The organism is Polynucleobacter sp. Nonnen-W13, assembly GCF_018881735.1.
GTDB lineage: Bacteria > Pseudomonadota > Gammaproteobacteria > Burkholderiales > Burkholderiaceae > Polynucleobacter.
Genome location: NZ_JACVPU010000001.1, coordinates 803,496 through 818,210 on the forward strand (window position 1 = coordinate 803,496; position 14,715 = coordinate 818,210).

Here is a 14,715-nt window from a genome sequence, read left to right on the forward strand (position 1 = left end):
GTGGCATTAATTCAAGTGAGGGATTTGGTAAAAGAGTTTGATGGGCAAACTGTCTTATCCAACATTAACCTGGATTTAAAAGAGGGTGATGTTCGGGTCTTGATGGGCGCCTCTGGCTCTGGTAAATCTACCTTACTACGTTGCCTTAATCGCTTAGTTGAGCCCACCTCGGGATCGATTATTTTTAGAGGCAAAGAGGTATTGCATCCTTACGAGGATGTCCGCGAGCTGCGTAAGCAAATTGGTTTTGTATTTCAGCAATTTGCCCTTTACAGCCATCTCACCGTGTTAGAGAACGTGTCATTAGGTCTACGTAAATTGCATCAGATGGGTAAGGCTGAGGCCAAAGAAAAAGCCCTCCAAGAGCTATCCCATTTTGAGATGACGATCCATCAAAATAAATATCCCTCGCAGCTTTCTGGCGGACAGAAGCAGAGGGTGGCTATTGCCCGTGCGCTTGCCATGGATCCGGCAGTTTTAGTGCTCGATGAGCCTACCTCAGCACTGGACCCTGTTATGTCTAGAGATGTTGCTGATCTCATCAACCGCTTGCATGGTGAGGGGATCACAATGATCTGCGTCACCCATGACCTGAACTTGGCACGCAATATTGCGGATACTGTAATGTTTTTGGATCGTGGCGTCATTCGGGCTGATGATCGAATCGATGTATTGAGTCAACATTCTGATCCAGATATTAAAGCCTTCTTTGGTGCCGAGGAGAAGCGTTAATGGGAGGGTGGCCATCCTTCGCTCGTGATCTCACGGAGCAAATGCCTTTGATTTTGACGGGGCTAGTGAAGACCTTGCAGTTGGCAGGCTTGATTAGTATTTCAGGATTGCTTTTAGGCATCGTCGTGTTTTATCTCACGCTGAGTAAAAATCAATATGTGCGTAGAGCTATTAATTCATATATCTCCTTTTTTATTGGTATGCCCCTAATCGTTTTATTGTTCTTGATGTATTACGGTTTGCCACAGTGGGGCGTGCGACTTTCTCCATTCACAGTTGCATTTATTGGATTTACATTCAATGTAGCAGCATACAATGCGGCATATCTCAAGACTGCCTTTAACGGATTGGATAAAAGTCAGCTAGAGGCGGCGAGTGCTCAGGGCTTCAGTCCCTTGCAAATCTTTCGCTTGATTACTTTGCCACAGGTAATTCGACTATCTATTCCAGCATTAACCAATCAAGTGATTGCGAATCTCAAAGATAGCTCGGTGGCCTTCTTGATTCAATACACCGAATTCTTTGCTCGGGTTCAAGAGTTGGCTGCGACCAATTTCCAATTCTTTAAGGCCTATTTTTTGGCCGCCTTAGTCTATCTAGCCCTAGTATCGGTGATTGTATTGTTCGCTCGGGCTATTGAGAGGCGTTATCTTATTCCCGCCTAGTATTGCTACTGAATCGAAAATATACGATAAAAAAATAGCGACCCGAGGGTCGCTATTGTCATTTACAGATCCTCTCTGCGGACCAGAATTTATTTCGAAGTCGGCATCACAAATTCTGCGCCCTTGGCAATACTCTCAGGCCAGCGTTGCATCACACTCTTTTGCTTGGTGTAGAAGCGAACACCTTCTTTACCGTAGGCATGCATATCGCCAAAGAGGGATTTCTTCCAACCGCCAAAACCATGCCAAGCCATTGGCACGGGGATAGGTACGTTAATACCAACCATACCCACTTGTACGCGGCGAGCAAATTCACGGGCAATATTACCGTCGCTTGTAAAGCAGGCCACACCATTACCAAACTCACAAGAGTTCACTAAATTGAGTGCTTCAGTGAAGTTCGCTACACGCATGCAAGATAGTACTGGCCCGAAGATTTCTTCTAAATAGATCTTCATCTCGGAGGTCACGTTATCAAACAGTGTGCCACCGATAAAGAAGCCATTCTCATGCCCTGGCACCTTCAAACCACGACCGTCTACTAATAGCTTTGCACCAGAAGCAACGCCGCTATCAATGTAGCCAGTGATGCGCTCTAGGGCAGCTTTAGTAACAATAGGGCCCATTTCAGCATCGAGCTCCATGCCGTTCTTCACCTTCAGAGTCTTAGTGCGCTCGATGAGTTTTGGCATGATTTTCTCAGCAACATCACCGACCAAAACCGCTACTGAAATTGCCATGCAGCGCTCACCAGCAGAGCCATAGGCCGCACCAATCAAAGCATCAATCGTCTTGTCGATATCAGCATCAGGCATCACTACCATGTGATTCTTAGCGCCCCCTAGAGCCTGAGAGCGCTTGCCAAAGTGCGCGCAACGCTCATAGATATAGTTGGCGATGGGGGTAGAGCCTACAAAGCTTACTGCTTTGACGTCAGGATTTTCAATCAAGGCATCTACAGCTTCTTTATCGCCTTGCACCACGTTAAACACGCCATCAGGCAAGCCAGCTTCTTTTAATAGCTTTGCCATAAACAAGGATGCGGATGGATCAGTGGGGCTAGGCTTAAGAATGAAGGTGTTACCACAGGCAATCGCCACTGGGAACATCCACATTGGGACCATGACAGGGAAGTTAAATGGCGTCACGCCAGCAACTACACCTAAAGGCTGGCGCATTACCCAGTTATCAATATCGGTCGACACTTGCTCGGTGTAATCACCCTTGAGCAGCTCCGGAATGCCGGTGGCGAACTCCACAATTTCAATACCGCGAGTAACTTCACCCTGGGCATCAGTAAACACTTTGCCGTGTTCAGCAGTAATCATGGCGGCCAACTCATCACGGTTTGCGTTGAGTAGTTCAAGATACTTAAACATAATGCGCGCACGGCGCAATGGGGAGGTTTGGCTCCAAGTCTGGAATGCTGTCTGAGCATTTGTTACAACATCATCAACCTCTTTGCGGCTAGCTAGGGCTACGCGTCTTGCAACAGCGCCTGTAGAGGGATTAAATACATCGGCGAAACGACCATCTTTTGGGTTAACGACTTTACCGCCAACGAAATGGCCAATATCTTCTTTTGATGTAAAAGCTTGGGGTGCGCTCATAGTGATTTACTTAATATTCTATTGTCTGGTTTTGGGTTCAATAAAGATGCTTGGGCTAGATTCCGCACAACTTTGTGGTCTCGTTTATTCTACTGAATCTATTTTATCGCTTTAGCTAGTTTTACGCTTTTTCAGCCCTAAAGGTAAGCAAATGAGTCTTTTATTCTCCAGTTATGTTCTAAGCTCCCCTAAAGGGCCTCTAACCCTATCAAACCGAGTCGTTGTGGCCCCAATGTGCCAATACTCTGCTGTCAATGGAGAGGCTCAGGATTGGCATTTAATGCACTGGGGTAATCTCCTGAATAGTGGTGCAGGACTCTTCATTATTGAAGCCACCGGGGTGACTCCTGAGGGACGTATCACCCCTGTATGCCTGGGTCTGTGGGATGACCGCACAGAAGCGGCCCTGAAAGACAAGCTCACGAGAGCCCGGAGTTTAGCTCCAGCCACCCCTGTATTCATTCAGCTGGCACATGCTGGTCGCAAAGCCTCAAGTGCAAGCCCTTGGGCTGGTGGTCAATTGCTCTCCAAGGAGCAGGGCGGCTGGGACATGGTTGCACCATCAGCTATTCCACAGTTAAAAGATGAGCGCCTGCCACACGAACTCTCAAAAACAGAGTTATCTGAGCTCATTGCCGCATTTGTTATTGCGGCGCAGCGGGCTGAGCGGATTGGGATTGATGGTATTGAGTTGCACGGTGCCCACGGCTATCTCTTGCACCAATTTTTATCGCCAATCGCCAATCAACGCACGGATGAATATGGCGGCTCTTATGAAAATCGCATCCGCTTTCCATTGGAGTTATTTGCGGCGGTACGAAAGGCCTATCAAGGAGTCTTGGGTATCCGCATTTCTGCAAGCGATTGGATTGAGGGTGGTTGGACACCCGAAGAAACGGCTAATTTTGCTGCTCGACTGAAGCCCTTGGGATGTAATTTTGTTCACATCTCTTCAGGGGGAATTTCTCCATTGCAAAAGATTGCGATTGGACCAAATTACCAAGTGCCATTTGCCAAGATTGTGAAAGACAAGTCCGGCATTCCAACGATGACAGTTGGCTTGATTACCGAGCCTACGCAAGCTGAAGATATTTTGCAAAAAGGGGATGCGGATTTAATCGCTCTAGCACGAGCATTTTTATATAAACCCCGTTGGGCTTGGGAGGCTGCTGCGGCCTTGGGTGGCATCGTGCCTTCCAATGAGCGTTACTGGCGTTGCTTACCGCGTGAAGCCCAGGCCATTTTTGGTGACGTCAAAGTAGGGCAGCGATAATCCTTAATTAAGCACAAATAAAACCCAGTTCCTGGAGATCAATGTGAAATCAATCAAACTCATCTATCGTTTTTTAGCCGTCATTAGCATTGCATTAGGCTCTCACTTTGTTCAAGCCCAATCATTCCCGGATCGACCAATTACCTTGGTAGTTCCGAACCCGCCTGGAGGCTTAGTAGACACCTCAGCGCGTTTATTGAGTGAGCCCTTAGCTCGGGTGATTGGTCAGCCTGTGATTGTGGATAACAAGCCAGGTGCCAGCGGAAATACTGCCTATCAATATGTTGCTAAGGCTAAGCCCGATGGATATACCTTGCTGATTTCGTATTCTGGATATCACGTTGGCAATCCTTCCTTGATGGATAAATTACCGTGGGATCCAATTAAAGATTTTTCTCCAGTTGGGCTCCTCACAGTTTCTACGAATGTGATTGCAGTGCATCCTTCAGTGCCTGTGAATAACTTAAAAGAATTAATTGCTTATGCTAAGGCCAATCCTGGAAAGCTTAATTACGCCTCTCAGGGCAATGGTTCGGTATCTCATATTGGGACTGAAATCTTTAAGCAAAATACAGGTGTAGATATTGTTCATGTTCCTTACAAAGGTTCTGGCCCTGCAATCCAGGATGTATTAGCAGGTCAGGTGCAAGTATTTATTACGACACCACCTTCGGTGATGCAACACGTACAAAGTGGAAAGCTGAAAGGCTTGGCTGTGACTGGTAAAAGTCGTCACCCTGGCATGCCCAATGTGCCTACGACTGCCGAAGCAGGCTTGCCTACATTTCAATTGGAATCTTGGGTCGCTTTATATGCGCCAGCGGGCACGCCAGCACCAGTCATTACTAAGCTGACCGAGTCTGTTAAGAAAAGTCTTGCTCTACCTGAAGTGAAAGAGCGTTCTGATGCAGCAGGTGTTGAGTTGCGTTATCTAACGCCTTCTCAGATGGATGCCTTGTTGAAAAAAGAATTGCCTTATTGGGATAAAGCAATCAAATCCGCCAATATCAAGCTTGATTAAGTGATCGACAAATGAAGCAACACTCTGTAAGAGAATCTTGGTTAGAAGATGCTGTAAGACATTTGGAGCCGGTATTCTCAAAGGCGGGATATGCCATACCTCCAGTGAGAGTATCTTGCGGCTTTCCAGCCTCTAGTAGCCCTAGAACAACCTTGGGGCAATGTTGGCCGCGCGAGCGCTCTGGTGGAGGAGTTAACGAGATCTTTATTTCGCCTAAGTTGGATGATCCTGTTCAGTTATTAGATACTTTGGTGCATGAGCTATGTCATGCCGTGGACGACTGCTTTAGTGGCCACGGAGAGGACTTCAAGGGCATTGCGCAGACTGTTGGTTTAGAAGGTCCCGCCAGAATGGCTCATGCGACTGAAGAGTTGATGGTGCGTCTCATGATGATTAGTCAAGAGCTTGGGCCATATCCACATCAGGCAATTGTTTTTCCACCCCCAAGGCCGAGTAATGCGAGTCGCAATAAAGCCAAGTGTAGCCAGTGTGGATATGAGGTCACGCTATTAAAAAAGTGGGCTACTTATGGCGCGCCTATTTGTCCGAAAGACAATATTCGAATGCAAGAAGCGCTTATCGAGACGATCGAAAATACGACCGAGCACGATACAGAATCTGTTACAGGATCTAAGCCAAAGGCGGATGAAATACGCCGCGCTATCAGCTAATGAGCAATATTTATTAGCCAGCAATAGTAGAAGGGCTCCAAACAGGATCCTTCTTGCTTGCCTTGGCAATGTCAGCCAAGATCTTTTCATGTAACTGGCAATCTTCTTCGCTTGCTGTCACCATTTTGAGTTTGGTGGGCAGGGCTTTGGTTTGTCCTGAGGCGTCAGTACCAACGGTGTAATCAATAAGGTCAATCGATAAGTCTTCTTGCCCACGCGTCATGGCTACATAGACTTCAGCCAATAATTGGGCATCCAATAAAGCGCCGTGCAAGGTTCGTTGTTGATTGCTAATCGCAAAGCGTTCACAGAGGGCATCAAGCGAATTACGCTTGCCCGGGAACATTTGGCGGGCATCGAGTAGGGTATCGGTAATTTTGGAGGCAAGGCCCCTAAAAGCTGGGCGCTTTAGGAGTGCAAATTCGTTATCAAGAAAGCCTAAGTCAAACGCTGCATTATGAATAACTACTTCAGCCCCATCAACAAATTCAATTAACTCTTCCACGATATTGGAGAATACAGGTTTGTCGGATAGGAACTCACGAGAGAGTCCATGCACTGCAAAGGCGCCAGCATCGATATCACGTTCAGGATTAATGTAGTAATGAAAGGTGCGATCGGTTAGGCGACGACCTACCATCTCAACGCAACCAATTTCAATAATACGATCGCCTGTAGCAGGATTAAGACCGGTGGTTTCAGTATCGAGAATAACTTGACGCATTTAGGTGCCTTCTAAAACAGATGGAGGTATTTCAAGGGGTCCGTTACCCGCGTACTTATCTAGATACAAATAGATCACGGGGGTAATAATGAGTGTTACAAATTGCGAGAAGATTAAACCACCGGCCACACTGATCCCTAAGGGTTGACGCAATTCTGCGCCTGCGCCTAAACCTAATGCAATTGGTAGGGCGCCCATCAGAGCGGCAATCGTTGTCATCATGATTGGTCTAAAACGCAAGATGCAAGCCTCACGAATAGCCATCTCTGGCGACATGCCTTGGTTGCGCTGAGCATCCAAGGCAAAGTCAATCATTAGGATCGCATTTTTCTTCACAATACCAATGAGCAGCAAGATACCGATCGAAGCAACAACGGTTAGCTCAAATCCAAAGATGCGCAAGGACAAAATTGCACCAATCGCTGCAGAGGGCAGGCCAGCCAAAATGGTGAGAGGGTGGATATAGCTCTCGTACAGAACGCCAAGCAGGATATAAATAACGCCCAGTGCAGCCAATAGCAAAATGACCTGACCCGATTGATTGTCCTTAAATACGGCTGCATCACCACCATAGCTCGTGATAATGGAAGGTGGTAAATCAACTGCCTTAACAAAGCCATCGATTGCCTTTGTTGCATTCCCTAAGAAAACATCTGGAGCGAGGTTAAAAGAAATCGTTACCGCTGGAATTTGACCCTGATGATTTACTGCAGTGGGTCCCACAGTTCTGACAAAGCTCGCCAGACTGGATAGCGGAATCAATTTATCTGTCGCTCTACCCCGAACGAAGACCTTATTCAAGTCTGTTTCAAATTGACGATCATCCTGCGCTGTTTCCAAAATCACATAATAGGTATTGACAGGGGTATAGATGGTGGATACCTGCCTTTCACCAAAGGAAGAGTAGAGGGCAGTACGGATATCGGCAATGGACACTCCCGCACTGGCAGCTTTTTCCCGATCAATTTCAATTTTGACATTCAAACCTTTTAATTGCGAGTCACTAGTGACATCCTTAAAAATCGGATCAGCGCGCATTTTTTGCAACAATTTCTCAGCCCATTCATTGACACCTTCAAAGCCAACGCTTTGAAGAGTAAATTGATAGCGGCTTTTACTGCTTCGACCACCTAGCTGTAAATTTTGTACCGGGCTCATGTAGACCTGAATACCAGGAATTTCTTTGAACTTGGATCTAAGCCCCTCCATCACCTTGCTCATTTTTTGGCGCTCATTCTTGGGTTTCAGAATGATGAAGAATCTTCCGGTATTACGGCCAGAACTTTGGCCACCGCCAAGAATAGAGATGGAGGTTGCCACATTAGGGTCACTATCAACCACTTTCGCAGCCTGATCTTGTAAAGCCATCATCGCTCTAAAGGAGGTGTCTTCAGAGGCCTCCACGGTCACGCGTAATTGACCAATATCTTCTTCCGGAAAGAATCCTTTTGGACTATAAACAAAGAGGGCAATAGTAATGACAAAGCTGGCTAACGCCCCGTATAACACTCTCTTTCTATTCGCTAAGGCTAAATCTAAATAGTGGACATACTTTTTTAAAGTCCACTCATATGCGCGATCGAACTGCTTTGTGATTTCATATTCTTTGGGGTGCTCACCAGGTTTTGGCAAAAAGCGGCTGCATAACATTGGTACTACTGTTAATGAGACAACAGCCGAAACTAGAATTGATAGCGTTACCACAACGGCAAATTCTCTAAAGAGAAGACCAATTGGACCGGCCATAAAAAATAGTGGAATAAATACTGCCACCAAAGATATGGAGATTGAGATGATCGTAAAGCCAACCTCTTTACTGCCTTTTAAAGCAGCCTTTAATGGATCCATGCCTTCTTCAACATACCGCATGATGTTTTCTAGCACTACGATTGCATCATCTACCACCAAGCCAACAGCAAGAGTGATACCCAGCAATGAAATGTTGTTGAGGCTATAGCCCAAAAAGTAGAAAACAAAGAATGCACCGATCAGAGAAATCGGTAAGCTAATGGATGGAATGATAGTTGCAGAAACATGCTTTAGAAATAGGAAGATTACTAAGACAACGAGTGCGATAGTGAGAAGCAGTGTGAGATTGACATCATGAATCGACTCAATAATTGAAAGCGATCGGTCATTAATCAGTGTTAACTGAATAGATTCCGGCATTTGCGCTTTGAGAGAAGGCAATAGTTTTTTAATGGAGTCAACCACTTCAACCGTATTGGCATTTGGTTGGCGCAGTACGGCAATCGCTATTGAGCGCTCACCTTTTGCCGAGGCAAAGGTCTTTACGTCCTCAAAGCTCTCTTGTACATCAGCAACATCTTTGAGATAAATTGGATATCCATTACGCTGGGCAACGATCAGGTTGCCAAATTCTTGAGCTGATACTAGTTGTGGGTTGGCATAGATGGTGATGAGCTGGCGGGGTCCATCAAGGGTTCCAACCGGGCTATTGGTATTGGCTTTGTTGACTGCAGCCGCCACCTCATCCATGGTGATATTGCGATTACCCAAAGCATCTGGTCTCACGCTCACTCTGACTGCATAGCGCTTTGCTCCATAAACAGCTACTTGTGAAACCCCAGAAATAGTGGATAAGTTTGGGGACATCAGGTTCTCTGCATAAGCGTTCATTTCAGAGAGGCTGATTGATGGGGAGCTCATGCGTACAATTAATACGGGTGTATCGGCAGGATTAATCTTTCGATAAGAAGGGGGTACCGTCATTTCAATTGGCAAACGGCGCTGGGCCCGTAAGAGAGCTGCTTGAACATCTACGGCTGCTTTATCAATGTCACGATCACTTGTAAATTCAAGGGTGACACTCGTTGAGCCAAGTGAGTTAGTGGAGCTGATGACTTTGATGCCATCAATTGTTGAAAATTCTTTTTCGAGTGGCAGCGCAACAGCCGAGGCCATAATTTCAGGTGATGCGCCAGGTAAGCTGGCCGATACAGAAATAACTGGCGTATTGAAACTAGGAAGAGCGGCTACTGGAATCTTAAAATAGGCAACACCCCCAGCAATGACAGTTGCAATAGACAGCAATACTGTCATTACGGGACGTCTAATGCATAACTCAGAAAGCGTCATTTTGGTTCAGCGGCAGTAGATTTATCGGCGGGGGGCTTCTCTGATTTAGCAGCTTTTGCCTCACGCACTTTGCTACCGGTGCGTAAATTCTGCTTACCCTCAACCACAATGCGATCGCCAGAATTAATTCCAGTAATGACTGAGGTGCCCAGGTACTCATAGGGTACTTTCACCGGCTTTGCGGTGACTTTATCGTCCTTATCAACTACATATACTAGACGCCCAGCAGGGCCGATGACAATGGCTTGAGTGGGAACGGCAATCACGTCTTTTAAGGTGTTGGCATTGAGCGAAACGCGTGCAAATTGCCCAGGCAGTACTTCCAATTTATCGTTCGGAATTTGTGCTTTAACTCGAACTGCCGCAATTAACGGGTCAACTTGGTTATCGATCACCAGAACCTGACCTTCATAAGTATTTTTTCCAGTATCACCAATAGTCACTTTTACCTTTAAAGGTGCATCATCTTTTTTATTTTCCAGGATGATGGGAATATCCTTTTCTGGAATGACAAACTGAACATTAATCGGGTTAAGTTGCGTGATTGTGACCATCGAACCTACGCTCGAGGTAGCAGTTGAGTTTGTTGAAGTTGTTACGACATTACTTGCTTGCACAAGAGAGCCGGGGAAGACGTTGATGATGCCTGCTCTTCCGTTAATCGGTGAGCGAATTGAGTCAAAAGAGAGTTGAACTTCAGCAGATCGAGCAGCCGCCTGAGCCGACTTTGCATTGGCGAGGGAGGTTTCTAATCCTGCCTTAGAAATAAAGTTTTTCTCTACCAACTCCTTAGCGCGTAAATATTGTTTTTGCGCGTCATCTGCCAATGCTTTTAACTTCTCATAGTTGGCGCGGTCATTTCGATCGTCTAGGGTAAAGAGGAGTTCACCTTCTTTGACTTCTTGCCCATCCTTCACATGGATGGTCTTAACTGTATTAGTAATCATTGGGCGAATATCAACGATGCTATTGGAGATAATCGTGCCAGTGGCTTCAATAATGAGAGGGACATCCTTCTTTTCAGCTACAACGCTGGTAATAGTTTGAGGTCCACCACCGCCTTTAGTAGGAGCTGGGAAAAAATAGTCATAGGTTTTAGATCCGGCATACAAAATGACCAGCACAATCAAAATGCGCCACTTGTATTGCAGAGTAAATGCTTTGACTGTGGGGTAGTCAATTTTTTTAAGCTTACTCAGGTGCGGGGAAGTTTTTTTCCAAACAGCGCACAAACGACTCATGACCCAGTTTTTTAGCATGAAAAGCTTAGTAACCAACTTATCGAGTGTAGATTCAATTTTTGACACGGTCTCAGCTTTTTCTTGGTTTTATATGGGTTAGGCGGTCAATTCTTGATCGACTCTGAATGCAATCATTCTCTCATAAGACCGTAAGAATCGGGCTGCAGGGCATTGATCCAAATTAAGGGAGAAATTCTTCTACACCCTTGTTTGCCAAGAGGTCTGCCAGCTCATTCCCAGGGTGGCCGTTATGGCCACGAACCCAATGCCAAGTGATCTGATGGTCGGGAATGAGGGCATCTAATTCTTGCCATAAATCAGCATTTTTAACGGGATCTTTGCTGGCGGTCTTCCAACCCCTCTTTTTCCAACCCTCCAGCCACTCAGTGACACCCTTTTGTACGTACTGAGAGTCGGTCCAAAGTTCTACCGAGCTAGTTTGCTTCAGGGCTCGCAGCGCATGAATGACAGCGCTAATTTCCATCCGATTGTTAGTGGTGTGTTCGGCACCACCATGAAGGTGCTTCTCATGGCCGCCAGAGCGCAAGACAGCACCCCAACCGCCGGGGCCGGGATTGCCTTTGCAGGCACCATCGGTATAAATGACGATATGAGGAAGGGGTTTGGTGTGAGGCATGCCGTTAATTTACTCGGTCTTGCTCTTTTACTAATTGCTGGCGACTTTCAGCGACAGGGTTCAATTGAGTGATCGCTGGGATGCGCAGACCTTGGACTTGTCCGATGAGGCGGATGCCTTGCTGGCGCTTGATGGCGGAAACTAAGAAAACAGCACCAAAAATAGGCCACCAGCGGTTACCAGCTGGCTCCATAAAGTCCATTCTGGCCATGCCTGACTCACCACTCAAGGGGAGTTTATAGCAGCCAAAATGACCTCTATCTAGTGAGAAGTTCAGTAGCTGCAGCCAGTCTTTAATTCTAAGAAGGCTAATAAATTGACCATCTCTCGGTAAATAGGGGGTGCCGATCAATCTACTAAGATACTGACGCATACCCCAAAGACTAGCCGGATTAAATCCAGAAATAATTAAGCGGCCCTCTGGGCGAAGGACGCGCTCAGCTTCTCGCAAAATTTGATGGGGATCAGCAGCAAATTCCAAGACATGGGGCAACACCAGCAAATCAATGGATTCAGAGGCAAAGGGCAGTTCATTGGCATTGCCCTCAATCTGATGCCAATTAAACTGGCCAGCCTGCTTTTGGCGATCATGAGTGTTAATCAGTAGCGCGTGCAAGGGCATGCGGTTTTCTGCCAAGGTATTGATTTGCGGCAAACCAATTTGCACGGCATAAAAACCAAAGACATCCGCCACGATTTGATTAAAGCATTTTTGCTCCCAGGCAAGTACATAGCGCCCAGGGGGCGATTGCAGCCATTTTTCCCATGAACTCCATGGTGGTGCGGGCATCTGAGAGGGGGCGGGTGGGGTTGGTATCATCGGTCTATGGTGAAGAATACTTTATTGCAAGTTTGGCCGATACCGGCTTTTGATGACAATTACCTCTGGTGTATCCATGATGGCCAGTCTGCTTTGATCGTTGATCCAGGTGATGCTGACCCTGTACTGCAATATCTTGAGCAACATCAGTTGACCCTGACTGGTATTTTAATTACCCATCACCATGCAGACCATACCGGCGGCATTCTGACTTTGCTCAATACCCTTGGCTCGAATATCCCGGTTTATGGCCCTGCCGCGATTGATATTCCGGGTCGTACCCATGCCTTGATGGAAGGCGACAAGTTAGAAGTCGCTGCGCCACGGATTAGTCTTGAGGTTTACGAAGTGCCTGGCCATACTTTGAGTCATATTGCCTACTTTGCAAACATGCAGGCCAATGTAGTTGAGCCCATGCTGTTCTGTGGTGATACCTTATTTGCATCTGGCTGCGGTCGTTTGTTTGAAGGCACTCCAACGCAGATGAGCCAGTCTCTCGCGAAGTTTATCGATTTGCCTAAAAACACGCTGGTGTATTGCACCCATGAATACACCTTATCCAATATTCGCTTTGCACTGGCAGTTGAGCCGAATAACGCCAACCTGATTACTTGGGCGGAAACTGCTAAAGCTCTGCGCGATCAACACCTGCCAACATTACCAACGACTATCGGGCAAGAGCTGCAAGTGAATCCATTCATGCGCTGTGATCAACAGGCTGTGATTGATGCCGCCCTCGAGGTCTCGGGTGAAAAATCTCTCCCAACACCCGCACATGTCTTGGCGGTAATTCGGGCATGGAAGGATCGGTTCTGATGTTGTGGCGCTATGCGGCGATATTGCTGATTACGCTACTCACAGGTTGTGCCAGTACTGGAGACTGGTCCTCTGATGTACCGACACGTCAAGATCCACGCGCTTCTAATGCAAAGCGGGTAAACCTAAAAAATCAATCCGTCAGCGATCTGTACGCACCATCAAGCAACCTCTGGATTCGGATTCGGGATGGCTTCGAGATGGAGCCCATGAATACACCGCTGGAGATCGAACAAGTACGTTGGCTTAGTGCACGCCCAGACTATGTGCATCGCTCAATGGCTCGGTCATCACGCTACCTGTTTTATATCGTGCAAGAGGTAAATGCGCGCAAGATGCCAACAGAGATCGCATTGCTTCCATTTGTCGAAAGTGCATTCGTGACGCACGCCAAATCTAGTGCAAAGGCCATGGGCTTGTGGCAATTCATGCCTGCAACTGGCAAAGATTTTCAGTTAACGCAAAACGTCTTTAGGGATGAGCGCAGGGATGTTTTGCAGTCTACTGATGCAGCATTGGATTACTTGCAACGTTTGCATAAGCAGTTTGGTAGCTGGGATCTCGCTTTAGCCGCCTATAACTGGGGCGCGGGCAATGTCTCCAAAGCCCAGAAACGCAATCTTGCTGCAGGACTTCCAACCGATTACCTGAGTCTTAAGATGCCTAATGAGACTCGCAACTATGTTCCGAAGTTAATGGCCTACCGGCAGATTGTTTTGGATCCGAAAGCCTACGGGATTGTTCTGCCAGATCTAGAAAACCATCCGTATTTCGTTGCCGTAGATGTCGGGTCAGATATCGACGTTGCCTTAGTCATTAAATTGAGTGAAATTCCAGAGGACGAGTTTCATAGTCTGAACCCCTCATTTAATAAGCCGGTCATCTTGAGTAATGCTAATCAGCAAATCTTGCTACCGTTTGGACATGCTGAGGTCTTCCAGGAAAACTTGAAGAAATACACCAAGCCACTATCTTCTTGGACGGCAGTGCAAGTGACCAAGACAGAATCAGTTGAGCAAGCCGCAAAAACGCTTGGTGTTGATGCCGACACCTTAAGAGCAGTCAATGGCATTCCCAAAAGCATGAGAATTAGGGCGGGTTCAACGGTTCTCGTTCCTAAAACGAGTCAGCGTCCTGGTGATATCTCAGTGGCGTTAGCCGAAAATGGCAGCCTCAGTTTGGATAAGTCAGCGCCTAAAAATTGTGCAAAAGGGGCTAAGTGCGCAGTGGCAAAGTCTGGAAAAGGCACTTCTAAGGGTAATTCTTCTGGGAATAATGCTGCAACTCAGCATAAATCCGCATCGACAGGACTTGCAAAATCTGCGAAAAATGTATCTTCGAATGCAAGTAGCTCGACCCCCAAGACTTCGGCTAGCAAAGGGGCCAGCAAGATTCAGTAAGTCCAG

The 14,715-nt window shown here is 46.8% G+C and carries 13 protein-coding genes; 7 read left to right on the forward strand and 6 right to left on the reverse strand.

All coding sequences use genetic code 11. The annotated features are described in order from the left end of the window. Together ICN27_RS04215 and ICN27_RS04220 are read left to right on the forward strand one after the other, a co-directional pair. On the forward strand, nucleotides 1-732 hold the full coding sequence (locus ICN27_RS04215) for an amino acid ABC transporter ATP-binding protein (RefSeq protein ID WP_216269085.1): 732 nt from the start codon (nucleotides 1-3) through the stop codon (nucleotides 730-732). After that, a complete protein-coding gene (locus ICN27_RS04220; protein WP_216269086.1) occupies nucleotides 732-1,397 on the forward strand; it encodes an amino acid ABC transporter permease in 666 nt (221 codons plus the stop codon). The genes ICN27_RS04215 and ICN27_RS04220 overlap by 1 nt, the downstream gene beginning before the upstream one ends. Nucleotides 1,398-1,486: 89 nt before the next feature. Here the strand turns inward: ICN27_RS04220 and ICN27_RS04225 are convergent, their stop codons facing one another. After that, complete coding sequence (locus ICN27_RS04225) at nucleotides 1,487-3,007, reverse strand: CoA-acylating methylmalonate-semialdehyde dehydrogenase (RefSeq protein WP_216269087.1); 1,521 nt, start codon at nucleotides 3,005-3,007, stop codon at nucleotides 1,487-1,489. 151 nt (nucleotides 3,008-3,158) lie between these two features. Between ICN27_RS04225 and ICN27_RS04230 the strand changes: the two genes are divergently transcribed. The 3 genes from ICN27_RS04230 (at nucleotide 3,159) to ICN27_RS04240 (ending at nucleotide 5,972) form a co-directional block, all read left to right on the forward strand. Next, complete coding sequence (locus tag ICN27_RS04230) at nucleotides 3,159-4,280, forward strand: NADH:flavin oxidoreductase/NADH oxidase (RefSeq protein ID WP_215309985.1); 1,122 nt, start codon at nucleotides 3,159-3,161, stop codon at nucleotides 4,278-4,280. A gap of 82 nt (nucleotides 4,281-4,362) precedes the next feature. Then, nucleotides 4,363-5,301: a Bug family tripartite tricarboxylate transporter substrate binding protein gene (locus ICN27_RS04235; RefSeq protein ID WP_370624482.1), complete on the forward strand. Its 939-nt coding sequence runs from the start codon at nucleotides 4,363-4,365 to the stop codon at nucleotides 5,299-5,301. A gap of 11 nt (nucleotides 5,302-5,312) precedes the next feature. Then, nucleotides 5,313-5,972, forward strand: coding sequence for a SprT family zinc-dependent metalloprotease (locus tag ICN27_RS04240; protein ID WP_215309989.1), 660 nt, complete (start codon nucleotides 5,313-5,315; stop codon nucleotides 5,970-5,972). 13 nt (nucleotides 5,973-5,985) lie between these two features. Here ICN27_RS04240 and dnaQ read toward each other — a convergent pair whose 3' ends face one another. The 5 genes from dnaQ to ICN27_RS04265 all read right to left on the reverse strand — a co-directional run bounded on the left by dnaQ (nucleotide 5,986) and on the right by ICN27_RS04265 (nucleotide 12,463). Continuing rightward, nucleotides 5,986-6,696, reverse strand: a complete 711-nt coding sequence (gene dnaQ, locus ICN27_RS04245; protein WP_216269089.1) for a DNA polymerase III subunit epsilon — start codon at nucleotides 6,694-6,696, stop codon at nucleotides 5,986-5,988. Continuing rightward, nucleotides 6,697-9,795 (reverse strand): efflux RND transporter permease subunit, encoded by a 3,099-nt coding sequence (locus tag ICN27_RS04250; protein WP_216269090.1) that lies wholly within the window; start codon nucleotides 9,793-9,795, stop codon nucleotides 6,697-6,699. Continuing rightward, entirely contained in the window at nucleotides 9,792-11,054 is a 1,263-nt protein-coding gene (locus ICN27_RS04255) for an efflux RND transporter periplasmic adaptor subunit (RefSeq protein WP_216861220.1), read from the reverse strand. Before ICN27_RS04255 ends, ICN27_RS04250 begins: the two co-directional genes overlap by 4 nt. Before the next feature lie 163 nt (nucleotides 11,055-11,217). Continuing rightward, the gene (gene rnhA, locus ICN27_RS04260) at nucleotides 11,218-11,673 is read right to left on the reverse strand and encodes a ribonuclease HI (RefSeq protein ID WP_216269092.1); all 456 of its coding nucleotides are present in this window, start codon (nucleotides 11,671-11,673) and stop codon (nucleotides 11,218-11,220) included. Nucleotides 11,674-11,677: 4 nt separating this feature from the next. Next, on the reverse strand, nucleotides 11,678-12,463 hold the full coding sequence (locus ICN27_RS04265; protein ID WP_255534977.1) for a class I SAM-dependent methyltransferase: 786 nt from the start codon (nucleotides 12,461-12,463) through the stop codon (nucleotides 11,678-11,680). Between the two features lie 36 nt (nucleotides 12,464-12,499). On the opposite strand from ICN27_RS04265, the gene gloB reads away from it, so the two are divergent. After that, the gene (gene gloB / locus ICN27_RS04270) at nucleotides 12,500-13,309 is read left to right on the forward strand and encodes a hydroxyacylglutathione hydrolase (protein WP_216269094.1); all 810 of its coding nucleotides are present in this window, start codon (nucleotides 12,500-12,502) and stop codon (nucleotides 13,307-13,309) included. Continuing rightward, a complete protein-coding gene (locus tag ICN27_RS04275) occupies nucleotides 13,291-14,709 on the forward strand; it encodes a transglycosylase SLT domain-containing protein (protein WP_255534978.1) in 1,419 nt (472 codons plus the stop codon). The genes gloB and ICN27_RS04275 overlap by 19 nt, the downstream gene beginning before the upstream one ends. The last annotated feature ends 6 nt before the right edge of the window (nucleotides 14,710-14,715 follow it).

What these genes read in the sequence shown, in the direction of transcription:
- ICN27_RS04220 (WP_216269086.1), top strand. Translation starts at nt 732, where the DNA reads ATGGGAGGGTGGCCATCCTTCGCTCGTGATCTCACGGAGCAAATGCCT.
- ICN27_RS04225 (WP_216269087.1), bottom strand. Translation starts at nt 3,007, where the DNA reads ATGAGCGCACCCCAAGCTTTTACATCAAAAGAAGATATTGGCCATTTC.
- ICN27_RS04230 (WP_215309985.1), top strand. Translation starts at nt 3,159, where the DNA reads ATGAGTCTTTTATTCTCCAGTTATGTTCTAAGCTCCCCTAAAGGGCCT.
- ICN27_RS04240 (WP_215309989.1), top strand. Translation starts at nt 5,313, where the DNA reads ATGAAGCAACACTCTGTAAGAGAATCTTGGTTAGAAGATGCTGTAAGA.
- dnaQ (WP_216269089.1), bottom strand. Translation starts at nt 6,696, where the DNA reads ATGCGTCAAGTTATTCTCGATACTGAAACCACCGGTCTTAATCCTGCT.
- ICN27_RS04250 (WP_216269090.1), bottom strand. Translation starts at nt 9,795, where the DNA reads ATGACGCTTTCTGAGTTATGCATTAGACGTCCCGTAATGACAGTATTG.
- ICN27_RS04255 (WP_216861220.1), bottom strand. Translation starts at nt 11,054, where the DNA reads ATGCTAAAAAACTGGGTCATGAGTCGTTTGTGCGCTGTTTGGAAAAAA.
- rnhA (WP_216269092.1), bottom strand. Translation starts at nt 11,673, where the DNA reads ATGCCTCACACCAAACCCCTTCCTCATATCGTCATTTATACCGATGGT.
- ICN27_RS04265 (WP_255534977.1), bottom strand. Translation starts at nt 12,463, where the DNA reads ATGCCCGCACCACCATGGAGTTCATGGGAAAAATGGCTGCAATCGCCC.
- gloB (WP_216269094.1), top strand. Translation starts at nt 12,500, where the DNA reads ATGGTGAAGAATACTTTATTGCAAGTTTGGCCGATACCGGCTTTTGAT.
- ICN27_RS04275 (WP_255534978.1), top strand. Translation starts at nt 13,291, where the DNA reads ATGGAAGGATCGGTTCTGATGTTGTGGCGCTATGCGGCGATATTGCTG.